Annotated in this window: 17 protein-coding genes; 9 read left to right on the forward strand and 8 right to left on the reverse strand. The window is 57.8% G+C overall.

Annotated elements, in window-relative coordinates; all coding sequences use genetic code 11:
• Nucleotides 1-441: 441 nt before the first annotated feature.
• Complete coding sequence (gene pckA / locus HKD40_RS16255; protein ID WP_169196833.1) at nt 442-2034, reverse strand: phosphoenolpyruvate carboxykinase (ATP); 1593 nt, start codon at nt 2032-2034, stop codon at nt 442-444.
• A gap of 243 nt (nt 2035-2277) precedes the next feature.
• Between pckA and HKD40_RS16260 the strand changes: the two genes are divergently transcribed.
• The 5 genes from HKD40_RS16260 to HKD40_RS16280 all read left to right on the forward strand — a co-directional run bounded on the left by HKD40_RS16260 (nt 2278) and on the right by HKD40_RS16280 (nt 6119).
• The gene (locus HKD40_RS16260; protein ID WP_169196834.1) at nt 2278-2994 is read left to right on the forward strand and encodes a response regulator transcription factor; all 717 of its coding nucleotides are present in this window, start codon (nt 2278-2280) and stop codon (nt 2992-2994) included.
• A 97-nt stretch (nt 2995-3091) separates the two neighbouring features.
• Entirely contained in the window at nt 3092-4783 is a 1692-nt protein-coding gene (locus HKD40_RS16265) for a sensor histidine kinase (protein WP_169196835.1), read from the forward strand.
• Between the two features lie 9 nt (nt 4784-4792).
• Nucleotides 4793-5251, forward strand: coding sequence for an HPr kinase/phosphatase C-terminal domain-containing protein (locus HKD40_RS16270; protein ID WP_169196836.1), 459 nt, complete (start codon nt 4793-4795; stop codon nt 5249-5251).
• Between the two features lie 148 nt (nt 5252-5399).
• Nucleotides 5400-5801: a PTS sugar transporter subunit IIA gene (locus HKD40_RS16275; protein WP_169196837.1), complete on the forward strand. Its 402-nt coding sequence runs from the start codon at nt 5400-5402 to the stop codon at nt 5799-5801.
• A 3-nt stretch (nt 5802-5804) separates the two neighbouring features.
• On the forward strand, nt 5805-6119 hold the full coding sequence (locus tag HKD40_RS16280) for an HPr family phosphocarrier protein (RefSeq protein WP_169196838.1): 315 nt from the start codon (nt 5805-5807) through the stop codon (nt 6117-6119).
• Here the strand turns inward: HKD40_RS16280 and HKD40_RS16285 are convergent.
• Complete coding sequence (locus tag HKD40_RS16285; RefSeq protein WP_169196839.1) at nt 6116-6841, reverse strand: SIMPL domain-containing protein; 726 nt, start codon at nt 6839-6841, stop codon at nt 6116-6118. The genes HKD40_RS16280 and HKD40_RS16285 overlap by 4 nt on opposite strands.
• 81 nt (nt 6842-6922) lie before the next feature.
• Here HKD40_RS16285 and HKD40_RS16290 point away from each other — a divergent pair, with 81 nt between their 5' ends.
• Complete coding sequence (locus tag HKD40_RS16290; protein ID WP_169196840.1) at nt 6923-7957, forward strand: Gfo/Idh/MocA family oxidoreductase; 1035 nt, start codon at nt 6923-6925, stop codon at nt 7955-7957.
• A 60-nt stretch (nt 7958-8017) separates the two neighbouring features.
• Here the strand turns inward: HKD40_RS16290 and HKD40_RS16295 are convergent, their stop codons facing one another.
• The 5 genes from HKD40_RS16295 to HKD40_RS16315 all read right to left on the reverse strand — a co-directional run bounded on the left by HKD40_RS16295 (nt 8018) and on the right by HKD40_RS16315 (nt 13360).
• Nucleotides 8018-8845: a dipeptide ABC transporter ATP-binding protein gene (locus HKD40_RS16295; RefSeq protein WP_169196841.1), complete on the reverse strand. Its 828-nt coding sequence runs from the start codon at nt 8843-8845 to the stop codon at nt 8018-8020.
• Nucleotides 8842-9690, reverse strand: a complete 849-nt coding sequence (locus tag HKD40_RS16300) for an ABC transporter ATP-binding protein (RefSeq protein ID WP_169196842.1) — start codon at nt 9688-9690, stop codon at nt 8842-8844. Before HKD40_RS16300 ends, HKD40_RS16295 begins: the two co-directional genes overlap by 4 nt.
• A gap of 5 nt (nt 9691-9695) precedes the next feature.
• On the reverse strand, nt 9696-10592 hold the full coding sequence (locus tag HKD40_RS16305; protein ID WP_169196843.1) for an ABC transporter permease subunit: 897 nt from the start codon (nt 10590-10592) through the stop codon (nt 9696-9698).
• A 1-nt stretch (nt 10593) separates the two neighbouring features.
• The gene (locus HKD40_RS16310; RefSeq protein WP_169196844.1) at nt 10594-11601 is read right to left on the reverse strand and encodes an ABC transporter permease subunit; all 1008 of its coding nucleotides are present in this window, start codon (nt 11599-11601) and stop codon (nt 10594-10596) included.
• 163 nt (nt 11602-11764) lie between these two features.
• A complete protein-coding gene (locus HKD40_RS16315) occupies nt 11765-13360 on the reverse strand; it encodes an ABC transporter substrate-binding protein (RefSeq protein ID WP_169196845.1) in 1596 nt (531 codons plus the stop codon).
• A gap of 456 nt (nt 13361-13816) precedes the next feature.
• Here HKD40_RS16315 and HKD40_RS16320 point away from each other — a divergent pair, with 456 nt between their 5' ends.
• Together HKD40_RS16320 and HKD40_RS16325 are read left to right on the forward strand one after the other, a co-directional pair.
• Nucleotides 13817-14755: an aldo/keto reductase gene (locus tag HKD40_RS16320; protein WP_169196846.1), complete on the forward strand. Its 939-nt coding sequence runs from the start codon at nt 13817-13819 to the stop codon at nt 14753-14755.
• A gap of 129 nt (nt 14756-14884) precedes the next feature.
• On the forward strand, nt 14885-16066 hold the full coding sequence (locus tag HKD40_RS16325; RefSeq protein ID WP_169196847.1) for an ROK family transcriptional regulator: 1182 nt from the start codon (nt 14885-14887) through the stop codon (nt 16064-16066).
• Between the two features lie 3 nt (nt 16067-16069).
• Here HKD40_RS16325 and HKD40_RS16330 read toward each other — a convergent pair whose 3' ends face one another.
• Nucleotides 16070-16375, reverse strand: coding sequence for an HU family DNA-binding protein (locus HKD40_RS16330; protein WP_169196848.1), 306 nt, complete (start codon nt 16373-16375; stop codon nt 16070-16072).
• 200 nt (nt 16376-16575) lie between these two features.
• On the opposite strand from HKD40_RS16330, the gene rirA reads away from it, so the two are divergent.
• Nucleotides 16576-17067 carry an iron-responsive transcriptional regulator RirA gene (gene rirA, locus HKD40_RS16335; RefSeq protein ID WP_169196849.1) on the forward strand — a complete coding sequence of 164 codons (492 nt, stop codon included), beginning with the start codon at nt 16576-16578 and terminating at the stop codon, nt 17065-17067.
• Nucleotides 17068-17242: the final 175 nt, after the last annotated feature.

Below are 17242 nucleotides of genomic sequence, written 5' to 3' on the forward strand. Positions count from 1 at the left end.
GAATGCCGGTGCCGTTGAGATACATCTGAACGGCCTGCGCTTTTGTCTGAGCGCTGAATTTAGGGGCGCGATCAGTAAAGTACCGACCACACTCCTTACAGCTAAATCGCTGGTAACCCGCCTTGAGGCCGCGCTTGACCGTGGCAGTGCTAGAACAATCTGGACAATCCATCTCAAACCCTCCGGCAAATCACCCCCAAGCAATCAAACTAGAATCCCAAATGAGCAAGTTGTAAACAGTCCCCAAGGGGAGGGAGGTAGAGCGGTGTTGTGGAGGGATTTGGTCGGTGGAAGTAAAAAGGCCCCCTCACCCGGCCTGCGGTCGACCTCTCCCCCTAAGGGAGAGGTAAAGAGGGTGTCGGTTTTTGGGCATGCGTCAAAACCCAGACAATAAAAAAGGGCGCACGGGGCGCCCTTTTTATATTCTGTGACTGGTGACGCTTATTCAGCTGCCATGGCCATCTGGGGGCCAGCGCCGGCATCGGCTTCGGCACCGAACTTTTCAAAGTTCTTCTGGAACAAGGCCACAAGCTTGGTGGCCTGCGTGTCGTAAGCGTCGGTGTCGGCCCAGGTCTGGCGTGGGTCGAGCAGCTTGGAGTCGATGCCCTCGAGAGCGGTTGGCACCGCGAAGCCGAACATTGGGTCGAGACGGAACTCAACATCATCGAGCGAGCCGTCAAGCGCTGCAGTGAGCAGACAACGGGTCGAGGCAATGTCGATACGCTTGCCAGTGCCGTAGCCGCCGCCGGTCCAGCCGGTGTTCAGCAGCCACGCTTGAGCGCCGCTCGAACGCAGACGGTCCGCCAGCATTTCGCCGTAAACGGTTGGGTGCAGTGGCATGAACGGCGCGCCGAAGCAGGCTGAGAAGGTTGCCTGTGGTTCGGTGACGCCACGCTCGGTGCCAGCGACCTTAGCGGTGTAGCCAGACAGGAAGTGGTAGACAGCCTGCTCGGGGGTCAGCTTGGCGAGCGGCGGCAGAACACCAAAGGCGTCGGCGGTGAGGAACACGACGGTCTTTGGCGTGCCACCAACACTGCCCTTGGCCAGTGATGGCAGGACATGGATTGGATAGGCCGCACGAGTGTTTTCGGTCAGCGAGATATCGTCGAATTCAGGAACGTGCTGATCATCGAGAATGACGTTTTCCAGCACGGTGCCGAATTCGCGCGTTGCCGCGTAAATTTCAGGCTCTGCCGTGGCCGAGAGCTTTACGGTCTTGGCGTAGCAGCCGCCTTCAAGATTGAAGACGCCGCGATCGGACCAACCGTGCTCGTCGTCGCCAATGAGCGGACGGTTCGGGTCGTTCGACAGCGTGGTCTTGCCGGTGCCGGAGAGACCAAAGAACAGCGCTGCTTCGCCTTCAGGGCCAAGATTTGCCGAGCAGTGCATCGGCAGAACATTGTGGCGAGGCGCGTGGAAGTTGAACAGCGAGAAGACGCTCTTCTTGATTTCGCCAGCGTAGAGCGTGCCCGCGATGACCACGAGATTGCGGCTCATATCGAGGGCAATGACAGTATCGGTGCGCGAACCGTGGCGGGCCGGATCAGCCTTGAAGTTCGGCGCATGAACGATGGTGACAGCCATTGCGGCGTCGCCATCGGCAATACCTTCACCCTTACGGATGAGCAGATTGCGAATGAACAGGGCATGCCAAGCGCTCGGGGTGAGCACGGTGACGGCATATTGGTGTTCAGAATCGGCGCCAGCGAGCAGGTCCTGACGGAACATGTCCTGACCGGCCAGATGGGCTTTCACATCGCCCAAGAGCACATCAAAATGCTCTGGCGATAGCGCGCCTGAGTTATCCCACCAAACGCTGTCGGCAGTGAGCGCGTCGCGAACGATAAACTTGTCCTTTGGGGAACGGCCGGTAAAGGCGCCCGTTTCCACCGACAGCGCGCCATGCGCGGTCAAGCGGCCATAACCGTTGGCGAGAGATGCTGCGACCAACTGGGGCGCAATAGCATTGTCGCTGACAGAAGCGGCAGAAGTAACAAGTTCATCTCTCAGGGCGACGTGATCGAAGCCAGACATTGTTCGTCTCCTTTCCGACACTCCGATGAGTGCCGTCTGGAGCGGAAAATACGGCTTTCTGACCGGCACAAACCATCGGGCAATGGGTCGTACGACGGAAGTCGGAGAGTGGAAGTTTTCGGGAGAACACTGGTATTAGACGGTCATGCGCCTTATTTAATGCGTAATTGTCGCTTGCAACGGCAGTTGTAGATAAAGTTCGGGTTTACGGACTCGCTTGCACCACGAGAAGAAAGGCAGCTCATGCCCAAGATCGCCTTGGTAGACGACGACCGCAATATTCTGACCTCGGTGTCTTTGACGCTTGAGGCTGAAGGCTACACCGTGGCGACCTACACTGATGGCGTGTCCGGGCTTGAAGGCCTGACCACGGACAAGCCTGATCTAGCGATTCTCGATATTAAAATGCCCCGTATGGATGGCATGGAACTGCTGCGCCGCCTGCGCCAGAAATCGGATGTGCCGGTGATCTTCCTCACCTCCAAGGATGAGGAAATCGACGAGTTGTTTGGCCTCAAGATGGGTGCGGATGACTTCATCACCAAGCCCTTCAGCCAGCGTCTCTTGGTAGAACGAGTGAAAGCCATTCTGCGCCGTTCGGCCCCGCGCGAGCCCGGCGCACCTGGCGTTGCCGGTGGCGAACCTACACCAAGCAAGGCACTGATTGAGCGCGGCTCGCTGGTGATGGACGAAGAACGCCACACCTGCACCTGGAAGGGCCAGCGCGTGACGCTGACCGTGACCGAATTCCTCATTTTGCAAGCGCTGGCGCTGCGTCCCGGCGTGGTGAAGTCGCGTAATGCGTTGATGGATGCTGCCTACGATGATCAGGTCTATGTCGACGACCGCACCATCGACAGCCACATCAAACGTCTGCGCAAGAAGTTCAAAGCCACTGACGATGATTTCGAGATGATCGAAACGCTCTATGGCGTCGGCTATCGCTTCAAGGAGCAATAAGACCTCTGTGTCGAGCGAGGGGCCCCTTTCAGAACCGAACGTCGCAAACCCTGACCATGTTGAGAGCTCTAAGCGCTCATCGAACAAGGGTTGGCGCATGATCTTTGTGCCGCTGATCAAGCTGATCAGCGGTATTCAGCGTTTTCTCGATCTCACGATCTTCTCGAGCCTGACACGCCGCATTGTCGTGCTGAACATGGCGGGGCTGCTGGTGCTGGTGGTGGGGATTTTGTATCTCAACCAATGGCGCGCCGGGCTGATCGACGCGCGCGTGCAATCGCTGCGCGTGCAGGGGGAAATCATCTCTGCCGCCATCGCCTCATCGGCGACGGTGGATAGCGACATCATTCAGATCAATCCTGACCGTCTGCTCGACAGTCAGGCGGGCAATGTCTCCCCCCTCTCCTATTATGACCCTTCGCTGGAATTCCCGATTGATCCGCAACGGATCGCACCGGTGCTGCGCAATCTGATCATGCCGACGCGCACGCGCGCGCGCATCTATGATCAGCAGGGCCTGCTCATTCTCGACAGCGACAATATCTATACCAAGGGCGAAGTCCTGCGCCCCTCGATCAGCACCGAGAGCCACGAGGAGTTCTTCCTCCTCAGCTGGTGGAATGCGCTGCTCAACTGGTCGCCGGGCGACAATTACCCGACTTACCAAGAATATGGTGCAGATGAAGGGCAGCGCTATCCCGAGGTCGCCTCGGCGCTGCTCGGCGCGCCGGCCGATTTCGTACGTGTAGACGCTCACAATCAACTCGTCGTTTCGGTGGCAGTGCCAGTGCAGCGCATGCGCGCCTATGTGGGCGCTATTCTGCTCTCGACCGCGCCGGGCGATATCGACTCTGTGGTGGCGCAGGAGCGGTGGAGCCTCTTGCGGATCGCAGGGATTGCGGCGGGCGTTCAAATCGTCCTTTCGTTATTGCTCGCCGGGACCATTGCAGGACCAATGCGTCGCCTCGCGGCCGCTGCAGAACGCGTGCAAACTGCTGGTGACGCGCGCGCGGAAATCCCCGATTTCAGCGAACGTCCGGACGAGATCGGGCACTTGTCCTATGCGCTGCGCCGGATGACGGACGCACTCTACAACCGTATTGAGGCGATTGAGCGCTTTGCAGCGGACGTGGCGCATGAGCTTAAAAACCCGCTCACCTCGCTTCGTTCGGCGGTTGAGACCTTGCCGCTGGCCAAGCGCGAGGAAGACAAGCAGCGCCTTAACGAGATTATTCAACACGACATTCGGCGTCTTGATCGTCTCATTACCGATATTTCGAGTGCCAGCCGCCTCGACGCTGAACTGGCGCGCGAAAGCGTGGAACTGGTCGACGTCGAGCAATTGGCGACAGCCATGGTGGCTATACAGCGGGACATGGCGGCGGGACGCGATGTTAATGTTGTGCTGGGCAAGCGCACCGGGCGCGGCACCACCACGATCAGCGGCCATGAAAGCCGCCTAGCGCAGGTCTTCGCCAATCTCATCGATAATGCGGTGTCGTTCTCGCCTAAGGACGGCACAGTGACCGTCGCGGTGAGCACCGATGCGGACGAGATCACCATTACGGTGAGCGATGAGGGACCGGGGATCACCGGCGACGTCACTCGGATTTTCCAGCGGTTCTATACCGACAGACCGGAAACCGAGAGCTTTGGCAATCACTCGGGCCTCGGGCTTTCGATATCGAAACAAATTGTCGACGCCCATAAGGGGACGATTAAGGCCCATAACCGGACCGATCGTTCCGGGGCTGTGTTCACCATTGTGTTACCGCGCGCCAAAAAGTAGATTGGGGGCATGACGACAGCACTCAATATCCACGGCACCGGTTTGATTCTCGATGGCGCAGGCGTCCTGCTGCGCGGTCCATCTGGTGCTGGCAAATCGGTACTCGCGCTCGCTCTGCTCGAACGCTTCGACGGTCGTGGGCTTGAGGCGCGTCTGGTTGCTGACGATCGGATTGATATCAGCGACGACGGCAACGGCCTTATCATGCTGGCACCCAAAAGCTTGGCAGGCCTTATTGAATTGCGCGGGCGGGGCATTGTTCAGCGCCCCCATGCGGAACGGGCGCGACTCACTGTGATTATCGACCTTGTGCCGGAATTGATCCGCATGGTGGAGGAAGATGAGCTGGTGACGGAGCTTGCGGGCTATCAATTCCCGCGCGCGCCAGTGCCGACGGCCAATCAGATTAGTCTTGGCCACCAAGAGCTTCTGGTGCTCGAAGCGCTTCGCGCAAGCGCTAAGGTGTAACAAGCCTCATAATATTTCCCTTGCAACTAGGGTGTGCGAGGGCAAGACTGCGGGCTCTTATTCGACCGATCTTGGATCGGTTCGGCCAAGGGGCAGAAGCGATGTCTCGCAGGTCATCACGCGAGCAGCCGCCGACTGGGGATTGTCTATGATTGGTTTGGTTCTGGTGACCCACGGGGCACTGGCTGACGAATTTAAGTTGGCCATGGAGCATGTTGTTGGTCCGCAGGAATATATCGAAACGATAGCGATTGGTCCTGAAGACAACGCTGAAACCCGGCGCGAGGACATTCTTTCTGCCATCGACCGCGCCGACACCGGCGCAGGCGTCATCATTCTCACCGACATGTTTGGCGGCACGCCGTCCAATCTGGCGATCTCTGTGATGCAGACGCGCCAAGTGGAAGTGATCGCGGGGGTTAACCTGCCCATGCTGGTGAAGCTGGGCCGCGTGCGGGGCGATTTGCCTGTCGCAGAAGCGGTGGCTCTAGCGCAGGAAGCGGGCCGTAAGTATATTACCGTCGCAAACTCAATCCTCGGCGGATCCTAATCTATGGACGGAACTGGTGGTGCTGGCAGAGCGCTGGCGCAACAACTGACCATCGTGAACCTTAAAGGGTTACACGCGCGGGCTTCCGCACGCTTCGTGCGGACAGCGGAATGCTTTGACGCGACCATCACCGTCATTAAAGACGGCACTTCAGTTGCGGGCAATTCCATTATGGGCCTGATGATGTTGGGGGCTGGACCGGGCTCGAATATTTTGGTGCAGGCCACCGGCAAGCAGGCGCGCGAAGCACTCGAAGCCATTGTCGAGCTGGTCAACAATGGCTTCGATGAGGACGTGGAAGGCGCGTCGCAGGCTTAATTGACCAGCGAATAGGTGATGGTTGTCACCACGCGAACCTTCTTATCAATCTGCTTTTCCGGACGGTCGTTGGGGATTTCGACCGCAGGCAGGATCTCAAACACACCCTGATTGGCGCTTTGGATCGTGCCGACATTGGCGCCGGATTCGGTGGCGAATTGGGCCGCTGTGTCTTTGGCGCGCTGTGTGGCCTCGGTGAGCATTTCACTCTTGAGGTCATTGATGCCGGTAAAGACAAAGCTCGCCCCGGCGCTATAGGCGTCGGCGGAGAACACCACGCCCTGACGCAAGAGATCAGCGACCTCGCGGGAGGCGGCGGCAAGATCTTGCACCTTATCCGTGGTGACGAGCAGATCTTCGGTCAGAACGAAGCGGTATTCATCCTGAATGGAGCCGGCGTTATAGCCCGCAGCGCGATCCTCAACGAGAACGTTCTGGACCTGAATTTCTTCCGCGGCAAAGCCTCGCTCTTCGAGGAAGCGATTGACCGCTGTTTCCGATGTTTCGAGGCTGGTGCGGGCCTGTTCGAGCGTTGCGCCGGTGGCGACGAAACGAATGGGCCAGAAGCCAAGGTTGGCTTCGACGGCGCGTTCCGAAAGCCCCTTCACAGTCACCGTCCGCAAAGGCTGTTTGCTGGTGATGAGGCTATCGCCAACGAGGTAGCCTGCCCCAGCGATGCCAGCGGCGAGGACAACTGCACCCAAGACAATTCCGAAATTCATGCTAATCCCCCTGCGAGCAAAGTGGTATGGCAGATTGCGCCGCGAACATGGCGCAACTAAGGGATAGAAGGAGTGCCCTGAATGGCGGATGAACAGAGGAAAATTGGTCTTGCGCTGATTGGGGCTGGCATGGGGGCCAAACCACACGCGCTGGCGCTCAACTCTCTTAAAGACAAGATTGACGTTGTTGGCGTTTACCGGCGCGATCAGGCGCAGCTCAAAGAATTCTGCGACAGCTATGCCCTGCCCGCAGCGACAGATTTGGATGCGTTGATTGCTGATCCACGGGTGGATGCCGTGTTGCTCGTAACAACACCCAATGCGCGGTTGGAGATTGTCGAGAAGGCGGCCAAGGCAGGCAAGCATATCCTGAGCGAAAAGCCGATTGAGCGGACGCTGGCGGCGGCAGAGGAAATCGTCGCGCTGGCGGACGCGGCTGGGGTAAAACTGGGGATCATCTTCCAGCACCGGTTCCGCGCGGCCTCCAAGGCGCTAACGTCAAAGGTCAAAAGCGGCGAATTGGGCAGGCTGCAGATGGTGCATCTGACCGTGCCGTGGTGGCGGCCACAAGAAGGGTATTACGACAAGCCGGGGCGCGGGACTTTTGCGCAGGATGGCGGGGGCGTGCTGATCACGCAGGCCATTCATGCGCTGGATCTAATGCTCAGTCTGACGGGGCCGGTGAAGTCGGTGAATGCGCTTGTCGCGACGACGGGAATCCACACCATGGAGACCGAGGATTTTGTCAGCGCTGGGCTAGAATTTGAAAGTGGCGCTGTGGGCTCGCTCATGGCCACCACGGCCTGTTATCCCGGTGGGGCGGAAAGCCTGACGCTTGCCTTTGATAAGGCGACAGCGACGCTCTCTGGCGGCACTCTGACACTCTCCTATCATGATGGACGCGTGGAGAGTGTGGGCGAACCGACGGTCAGCGGCGGAGGTGCCGACCCAATGGCCTTCCCATTTGATTGGCATGCGGCGCAGATCGCCGATTTCGCCGATGCTATTTTGGAGGATCGTCAGCCGGTTTCAACCGGCCATAGCGCGCTGCACGTCCATCGGCTGATCGATGCTCTGATCGCTTCAGGGAAAGCAGGTGCGAAGGTCACTCTATAAGAAAAAGGGCCTCCCGCATGATGCGCGAGGCCCTTTTTCAAACTTCGATTTGACGCCGGATTAGGCGGCGGCCTTCTTGCGGGCGAGACGCGCCTTGATGTGATCGACATCGGACCGCGGGGTCGCGGCAAAGAGGGTCTTGGTGTAATCGTGCTGTGGGTTGGTGAAGACGTCTTCACGCGTGCCACGCTCAACCACATCACCAAAATACATCACCATCACCTCGTCAGCGATGTAGCGCACGACCGAGAGGTCATGGCTGATGAAGACATAGGTGAGGCCGAACTCTTCCTGAAGATCCTTGAGCAGATTGAGGATCTGCGCCTGAACCGACAGGTCGAGCGCAGAGACGGGCTCGTCTAGGACCAAGAAGCTCGGATTGAGCATGAGCGCGCGCGCAATGGCGATACGCTGACGTTGACCACCCGAGAACATGTGCGGGTAGCGGTTGAAGTGTTCTGGCTGCAGGCCAACTTTGATCAGCATGGCCATAGCCTTCTCGCGCCGCTCGGCCGCACTCAAACTGGTGTTGAGGAGCAGAGGCTCGGAAAGCACTTCACCGATCTTCTGGCGCGGGTTGAGCGAGCCATAAGGGTTCTGGAAGACGATCTGCACCTTTTGGCGCAGTTCCTTGGAGACGTTCTCGGCCGAAACCTTGTGACCGTCGATGAGGATGTCACCAGCAGTTGGCTCGTCGATCAGCGTGATCATGCGGGCAAGAGTGGACTTGCCGCAGCCGCTTTCACCAACGACAGCGAGGGTCTTGCCCTTTTCGAGCGAGAAGGACACGCCCTTGACTGCGTGGTTGACTTTGGCCGGGCGGAAGAGCCCGCCCGAGGACACGTAATCGCGCTTAAGATCGCGGACTTCTAGGACTGGAGTGCTCATTTGCGAACTCCTGGTGCAGCTTCAAACAGCATGTCGGAAACGGTCGGCAGACGATCGCCAACAGCATTTTCGGGCAGTGCCGAAAGCAGAGCGCGGGTGTAGTTTGACTGCGGGTTTTCAAAGAGGGAGAGCACGTCGGCTTCTTCCATCTTATGGCCCTTGTACTGGACCACAACGCGGTCGGCGGTTTCGGCCACAACACCCATATCGTGGGTGATCATGATCAGCGCCATGCCGGTTTCAGCCTGCAGACGCACGAGCAGATCCAGAATTTGCTTCTGAATGGTCACGTCGAGCGCCGTGGTTGGCTCGTCAGCGATCAGCAGCTTTGGATTGCAGGAAATCGCCATCGCAATCATGACGCGCTGGCACTGACCACCCGACATCTGGTGGGGGAAGGCATTGAGCTTGTCTGCCGCATCGCGAATGCCGACAAGGTTCAGCAGTTCCAGCGCACGGTCGCGCGCTGCCCGGCCCGAAAGACCGAGGTGCTTTTGCAGCACTTCGCCAATCTGGAAACCAACTGTGAAGCATGGGTTGAGGCTGGCGATTGGCTCCTGAAAGATCATGGCGATGTCTTTGCCAATAATCTTGCGCTTTTCGGCAGCCGACATGGACAAGAGATCACGACCCGCAAAGGTCATGCTGTCGGCGCTGACATGGGCCGACGCAGGGAGCAGGCCCATGGTTGCGAGCATGGCGACGGATTTCCCCGACCCAGACTCGCCGACGATGGCCAGCACTTCGCGTTCATCGACGGAGATATCGATACCGTCGACGGCCTTGAACAGACCATTGGAGGTATCAAAGGCGACAGTGAGATTTTTGATCTCGAGCAGGGACATTGGGGTCAGCTCCGCTTGAGTTTTGGATCGAGAGCGTCACGCAGACCATCGCCTACCAGATTGATCGCCAGAACGGTGATCAGAATGGCCAGACCCGGCAGGGTGACGATCCACGGATCGCTGGAAATGAATTCGCGTGCCTTGGCGAGCATGGTGCCCCATTCAGGGGTCGGTGCTTGCGCACCCATGCCGAGGAAGCCGAGAGCGGCCGCGTCGAGAATGGCGTTCGAGAAGCTCAGCGTTGCCTGAACAATCAACGGACCAAGGCAGTTCGGCAGGATGGTCTTGAACATCAGGCGAATGTGGCCTGCGCCAGCCATTTTGGCCGACACCACATATTCACGATCCTTCTCAGCCATGACCGCTGCGCGAACGAGACGCGCAAAGTGAGGCTGCAAGACCAAAGAAATTGCCAGCATGGCATTGAGCAGGCCCGGGCCCAGAATTGCGACCAGCACGAGGGCGAGCAGCAAGGATGGGAAGGCCAGGATAATGTCCATGACGCGCATGATGACGTTATCGACCCAGCCACCGAAATAGCCCGCCAAAACGCCCAGAATAATGCCGACGCTGGCTGCGATGGTGACAACGATCAGGCCGATCGAGAGCGAATAGCGCGCGCCGTGAATGAGGCGCGAGAGGATGTCGCGACCCAGCTCGTCTGTGCCGAGCGGGAATTGCATGGTGCCGCCAGCAAAAGCTGGTGGGACCTTCATGAAAGCGCGGAACTGCTGTTCGGGCGCATAAGGGGCAATCCAAGGCGCAAAGAGTGCAACCAGGATCAGTATTGCGAACACCGCCAAACCAATGACAGCGCCGCGATTGACCGAGAAGTAAAACCAAAACTCAGCGAAAGCGTTCGGCTGCTTAATGGTTGTCGGGGAACTCTGTGTGGCTGCCATATTATTTCACCCTGATACGCGGGTTAATGACGGCATAGAGCACGTCAACGATAAGGTTCACGACCATGACGATACAGGCGATGAGGAAGAGACCAGACTGCACGGCGACATAGTCACGCTTGGAAATGGAATCGATCATCCATTTGCCAATGCCGGGCCAGGAGAAGATGGTTTCGGTGAGGATCGCGCCACCGAGCAGCAAGCCAACCTGCAGGCCGATGGTGGTGATGACCGGGATCATGGCATTGCGCAGGGCGTGGACGTTGACCACGCGACGGCTCGATAGGCCCTTGGCCTTGGCGGTGCGGACATAGTCTTCGCCCAGAACTTCGAGCATGGCCGAACGCGTCTGGCGCGCGATAACCGCAAGCGGGATGGTGCCGAGCACAATGGCGGGCAGAATAAGATGGCGCAGCGCCGAGACGAAGGCCGGCCAATTGCCGTGCAGCAGCGTATCGATGAGCATAAAGCCGGTGATGGGCTTGAGGAAGAAGCTGAGCGCGATGCGGCCAGAGACTGGCGTCCACCCCAAGTAGGCGGAGAAGAACATCATCAGCAGCAGCCCCCACCAGAAGATGGGCATGGAATAGCCAGCGAGCGCGACGCTCATCGAGAGCTGATCAATCCAGGAGCCGCGCTTGACGGCTGCGAGAACACCGAAGGGCACACCAATCACGACGGCGAAGAGCATGGCCATCAGCGCCAGTTCAACCGTTGCCGGGAACAGGGTGAAGAACTCATTCAGCACGGGGCGCTTGGTGGCCAGAGAGACGCCGAAGTCGCCTTGCAGCAGGCCACCGACATAGTTGAAATACTGCTGCCAGATCGGCAGGTTGTAGCCGAACTGCTCCTTGAGGATTTCATATCGCTCAGGGGTGACGCCGTGTTGACCGGCCATGGCCAGGATTGGATCGCCGGGCAGAACGCGGACGAAAGCAAAGGCGCAGATGGAAATGCCGATCAAGGTCGGAATTATCAGCGCTAACTTGCGCAGGATATAGTTCAGCATATGCGGGTTCTCTTGGCCACAGCTTGATGACTCTGCTGATTGGAAAGACCGCTGTTTCCAGCTCAGCTAAGCGTCGGTCAAATAACAAAGCTTTGACGTGGCATGATGCAGAAAGGCTTCGGGGTATTACCCCCGAAGCCCGTTGATAGGTAACGAGGCAGGCTTATTCTGCGACGTCGACGCCCACGAAGGAGTGCGTGCCGAGAGGGCTCATGGTGTAGTTGAGCACCTTTTTATTCATCGGCATAAACACCTTGGAGTGAGCAAGGGTGAGGACTGGTTCTTCCTGCTTGAAGAGAACCTGAGCCTGTTCGTAGAGCGCGGTGCGCTCTGCCTGATCGGTCGTGGCCTTGGCCTTCTGGATCAGAGCTTCGAACTCTTCGTTACACCATGACGCATAGTTGGACACGCCAATTGCCGCGCAGGAGAACAGAGTGCCGAAGAAATTGTCCGGATCGCCATTGTCGCCGCTCCAACCAATCTGGAATGGCCCCTTACGATCTTCCTGCTTGCCGCGTTCGCGGTATTCGGTCCACTCGTAGGAGACGATGTTGGCGGTGACGCCGATCGCAGCCCAGTCAGCCTGAATGAGTTCAGCAACGCGCTGAGCATTCGGGTTGTATGGACGCGAAACAGGCATTGCCCACAGATCGGTGGTCAGGCCGGAGACGCCAGCTTCCTCGAGCAGCTTCTTGGCCGCTTCTGGATCGTAGACGTGATCAACAACCGCGTCGTTATACGACCACATGGTTGGCGGGATGAGGTTCTTAGCAACCTGACCTGCGCCTTCGTAGACAGCGTCTACGATTGCCTGCTTGTCGACAGCCATCGACAGCGCCTTACGCACGTTGACGTTGTCAAACGGTGCTTCGGTGGTGTTGTAAGCCATGTAGCCGATGTTGAGGCCTTCGGCTTCAAGAACGGTCAGCTTGTCATTGCCCTGAAGGGTCGGAATGTCAGCTGGCGCTGGGTATGGCATGATATCGCATTCGCCAGCGATCAGACGCTGAGCGCGCACCGACGCATCGGTGGTGATCGCGAAGATCAGATCGTCAATCGGCTGCTTGCCTGCGAAGTAGTCAGGGAAAGCCTGGTAACGGATGACGGAATCGAGCTGGTAATCAACCAGCTGGAACGGGCCGGTGCCGACGGGCTGGGTCGAGAAGGAGGCCATGTCGCCGGAAGCGGCGAGCTGGTCAGCATATTCCTTCGAGACGACCGATGCGAACTGCATCGCCAAGTTTGCCAGCATTGGCGCATTGGCTTCGTTCAGGGTCAGCTTAACGGTCAGGTCATCGACTTTTTCAAGCGACTTGATCGCGCCAGGCATGTCCATGCCCTGGAAATAGTCCCAAGTCATGCCAGGGAGATATTCGTACCAAGGATTGTCCTGCTTCCACTGGCGCTCGAACGAGAAGATCACGTCGTCAGCGTTCATGTCGCGGGTCGGGGTGAAATATGGCTGGGTGTGGAACTTCACGCCCGGACGGAGCTTGAACGTGTACTCAAGACCATCAGCCGAAATTTCCCACGACTCGGCCAATCCAGGCACGACTTCGGTGCTGCCGGGAGCGAACTCAACCAGGCGGTCGTAAATGGTGTGCGCCGAGGCGTCGAAATCGTTACCACCGGTCTGCGGACCAGGGTCAAAGTGCGAAGGCGAGGCTTCCGAGCAGTAGACCAATTGCTTAGCCTGCGCCGTGCCGACGACAACAGCCGTCATGGCCGTCGCGACCATCAGGGTTTTCATCAATTTCATGAGAGCGTCTCCCGGGGAGTGGACGTCCGATGGTACAACCAAAGGACATTGCCATAAAAAACCTCAGAATAAACCCAAGTGCAACGCCAATTACTGACCAATTGGTCAAATCTGCATTTGCACGAAAATTGCAACGACACTTAATCGCTTAAACGCCTGATATTGCGGCCTAAATCCCCAACAATCACGTGTGCGTTACTGTCGTAAAAATCACAAGCATTCCCGCGCCTGCTACCACTTGTCACAGCCCTTTGGCCCGTTTCCAAACACGCAATTGCGTCTGGGGACGAGTCATCGTGATCGATCGTCTTGCTGCGCAATGACCCTTGTGACCGATAAGCTTGCGGCAGCGCCTTGCCACGACAGAAATTATCATGACACATACGCGCCAACTATCTGAAAGCAGGATAGACAAAACGCTGGTGGACTGAGCCTCAAGTCCAACGGGAGGGCAGCATGAGTGCGCGTGACTTAGGCCGCAGCGGCATTTCTATTATGCCACTGGTTTTAGGCAGCAATGTTTTTGGGTGGACCGTCGATGAGGCCACCGCCTTTTCAATATTAGATGCCTTTGTCGATGCGGGGTTTTCCGCCATCGACACCGCAGAAGGCTATCCCAATTGGGTGCCGGGCAATCCGCCAGGCCTGAGCGAGACCATTATTGGCAAGTGGCTCAGCGCAAGAGGTGGACGCGACCAGATCCATCTTTTCACCAAGGTCAATTCGGCCCGCCAGCCGGGCGGTTTGAAGCGCGATGCTATTATGGCAGGGGTTGAGGCGTCGCTGCAGCGCCTGCAGACCGACTATATTGACCTTTACTTTAGCCATTGGCCCGATGCGGACACGCCTCACGATGAAACGCTGGAGGCCTATGATCGCCTGTTTGGGGCGGGCAAAGTGCGCACCATTGGTGCCTCCAATTATACGGCAGAGATGCTGGCCGACGCCGACGGGCGCGCGAAGTCCCTCGCCCTGCCCCGCTATGAAGTGTGCCAACCCCACTACAATCTCTATGACCGCGCCGAATTTGAGGGGCTGCGCCCCTATCTGCTCGAGCGCAATGTGGGCGCTGTGGTCTACTATGGGCTGGCGGCGGGATTTTTGACCGGCAAGTATCGCAAGGCATCCGATTTTGGCCAATCGGCTCGCGGCGGCGGCATGGGTCAGTATCTCAATGACAAGGGATTGGCGGTTTTGGCGGCGCTCGATCAAGTGGCGGCAGAACAAGACGCGACACCCGCCGAAGTCGCGATTGCCTGGCTCGTCGCCCAGCCCGGAGTGACTGCTCCTATAGCATCGGCGACAACAATTAGGCAGCTCGCCAGCCTCGTCCGCGGCGCAACACTGACGTTAACAACAGATCAACACCAGCTCCTTGATAAAGCAGGGCAATGATGGCCTTGCGGCCAAAGCTCTGCTTTGCGAGGATGGAAAACTTTCATTACGAATCAGTATTTTACAGAAATAACTCCATATCCAATTTGATAGACGCTGGGTGTTTCTGTCGCTTCCGCGAGCTCATTTATGTTTAAATCGCAGCAACACACTCGTGACGTTTTTGCTCCGGCCAAGCTCGGAATGCGTCACAACACTCTGCGCAAGGCCAATTCCAAAACGGTCATGCGCGCTATTGGGTTTAACCCAGGGGTTTCTAACGCTGGGATTTCACGCATTTCAGGGCTCGCCCCGCAAACTGTCTCGGCCATTCTGCTCGACTTGGAAGACAATGGCCTAATCATGCGGGGGGACGCTGTACGCGGCAAGCGTGGGCAACCGGCCACCCCTATTTCGCTCCATCCCCATGGGGGATTGGCGATTGGGGTTGAGATTAGCTGGACCCGCGCCGAGGTGCTGCTGCTCAACCTGCATGCCGAGGTGGTGCAGAGCCATTCTCTGACCTACGCCTATCCCGATGCGCATAGCCTGCTCGATTGGATTGGCGAGCGCATTGAGGAAACCCTCGGGGCGCTGCCGCCGCAACGGCGAAAGAAAGTGCTCGATGTTGGCCTCGCGATCCCCGCCGATTTGGGTGGGGGGATGAGCGAGCTTTATGCACCGGAAGAGCAAATCGCGCTCTGGCGCGAGATCAACCCCAAGGCTGAGCTGGCGCGCAAAACCCCTTTGGACATAACGGTCTTTAATGACGGCAATGCTGCGTGCTGGAGCGAACTGATCGCGCTGTCGACGCCACGCCCGGCCAGCATTGTCTACCTGCTCGCCAGCGACTTTCTCGCCGCCGGCATTGTCGGGGATGGCGAACTTTGGGAAGGCCCGACGGGACATGGTGCCGATTTAGGCTCGATGCTCGTGCATCCAGAAGGCGGCGGACCACTTGAGGCCCACTATACCGCCTCGCTTCTGGCTTTGCGCAAAACCATTGGTGGCAATGAGATTTTTGCACCCTTCCCGCCTGAGTGGACCGGTGAAGGATATGAAGAGCAGCTCAACACCTGGATCGCCGCCAGCGCGCGCGCCATGGCGAGCGTCATCTTCAACACGGTGACCGTGTTGGAAACGCCTTTGGTGATCATTGATAGCTCACTCAGCCGCGAACTGAGCCAGAGACTGGCAACCGAGGTACAAACATGTCTCGAGAGCCTGCCGGTTCGTCGCTTTGTACCGCCGCGCGTCAGCGCAGGCAAAAACGGCGCCCTTGCTTCCGCAATAGGCGCCGCTGAACTGGCTCTCTATAGACGATATTTCTAAGAGTTAGGATTTCTCACCGGCAAGATCATCCAACGCGTCGCGCAAGCGCGCGCTCGGAATAAACACGACTGTCTGGTGGGGAGCAATTGGATGCTCAACCCCTGTGCGCGGATTGCGACCAACGCGCTCGGCACGCGAACGCACCTGCAGCGTACCGAAGCCGGTCAACTTGACGGTCTCGCCAATGCTGAGCTCTTCACCCACGATTTCAAGAAGGCGATCAACCAAAGTGCTGGCGTCCTGACGAGAGCAACCCGTTGCTTGGACAGCGCGATCGCTGAGCAGAGCTCGCGTAACCGTCTTTTCCACTCATACCTCCTACGGCATTTAAGTTCCTGTTACGAATATAAACGTGCGTGACGGCATTTTGGTTGCGTTAAAAAAGCCCTATCAGTGGTTTTTTATCCTGACGAACCCGCTCAACAAATGTTGACATTTCTTAGAATGGTTATAATCTGGGTGGAGTGTTACACCTCGACGCCAGAGGTAGACCCTAAGGAAGACCATCCGTGAGACTTACCCGCCAATCCAACTACGCCATTCGCACACTCGTTTACTGTGCGGTTAACGAGCCAGGCCTCAGTAGGGTTGCAGAAATAGCTCGTGCATATGGAATTTCTGAGCTGTTCCTGTTCAAACTGATCAAGCCATTGGTCGAAGCAGGACTGCTGCAGACCGTGCGCGGTCGTCACGGCGGCATTAAGCTGGGCAAACCAGCGGATCAAATCACCCTGCTGCAGACCATTCGTCTGACCGAAGAAAATTTCGCACTGGCGGAATGCTTCGAGGAAGGCGCGGATTGCCCGCTGATCGGCGAATGCGATCTCAATGGCGCATTGCGGGAAGCCCTTGGCGCCTTCTTTGACGTTTTGGACAAGCACACAATCGCCAACCTGGCAGCGCGTAAACGCTCTATTCGCGAACGACTTGGCCTTTCAACGACAGAGGCTGTGAACGCCACGGAAGACGGCGAAATCGTCAACGCTATTCCGGCGGAATGATCTGAAAATCAAATATGAGTTTGACAATCATGTTTATGCATGGTTGATTGGGGGCATGGCGCTCCCCTTGGGGCCTTGGGGCAGCGCCAAAATGACGGGGCTTGCTGCTGCCGTCTCCCCGGCCGGTTAGGATCCTCAACGTCCTGACCGGCCTTTTCCTTTTTAGCGTGATTGA

Origin of the sequence: Devosia sp. MC1541 (genome assembly GCF_012847305.1) — a bacterium.
Lineage (GTDB): Bacteria > Pseudomonadota > Alphaproteobacteria > Rhizobiales > Devosiaceae > Devosia.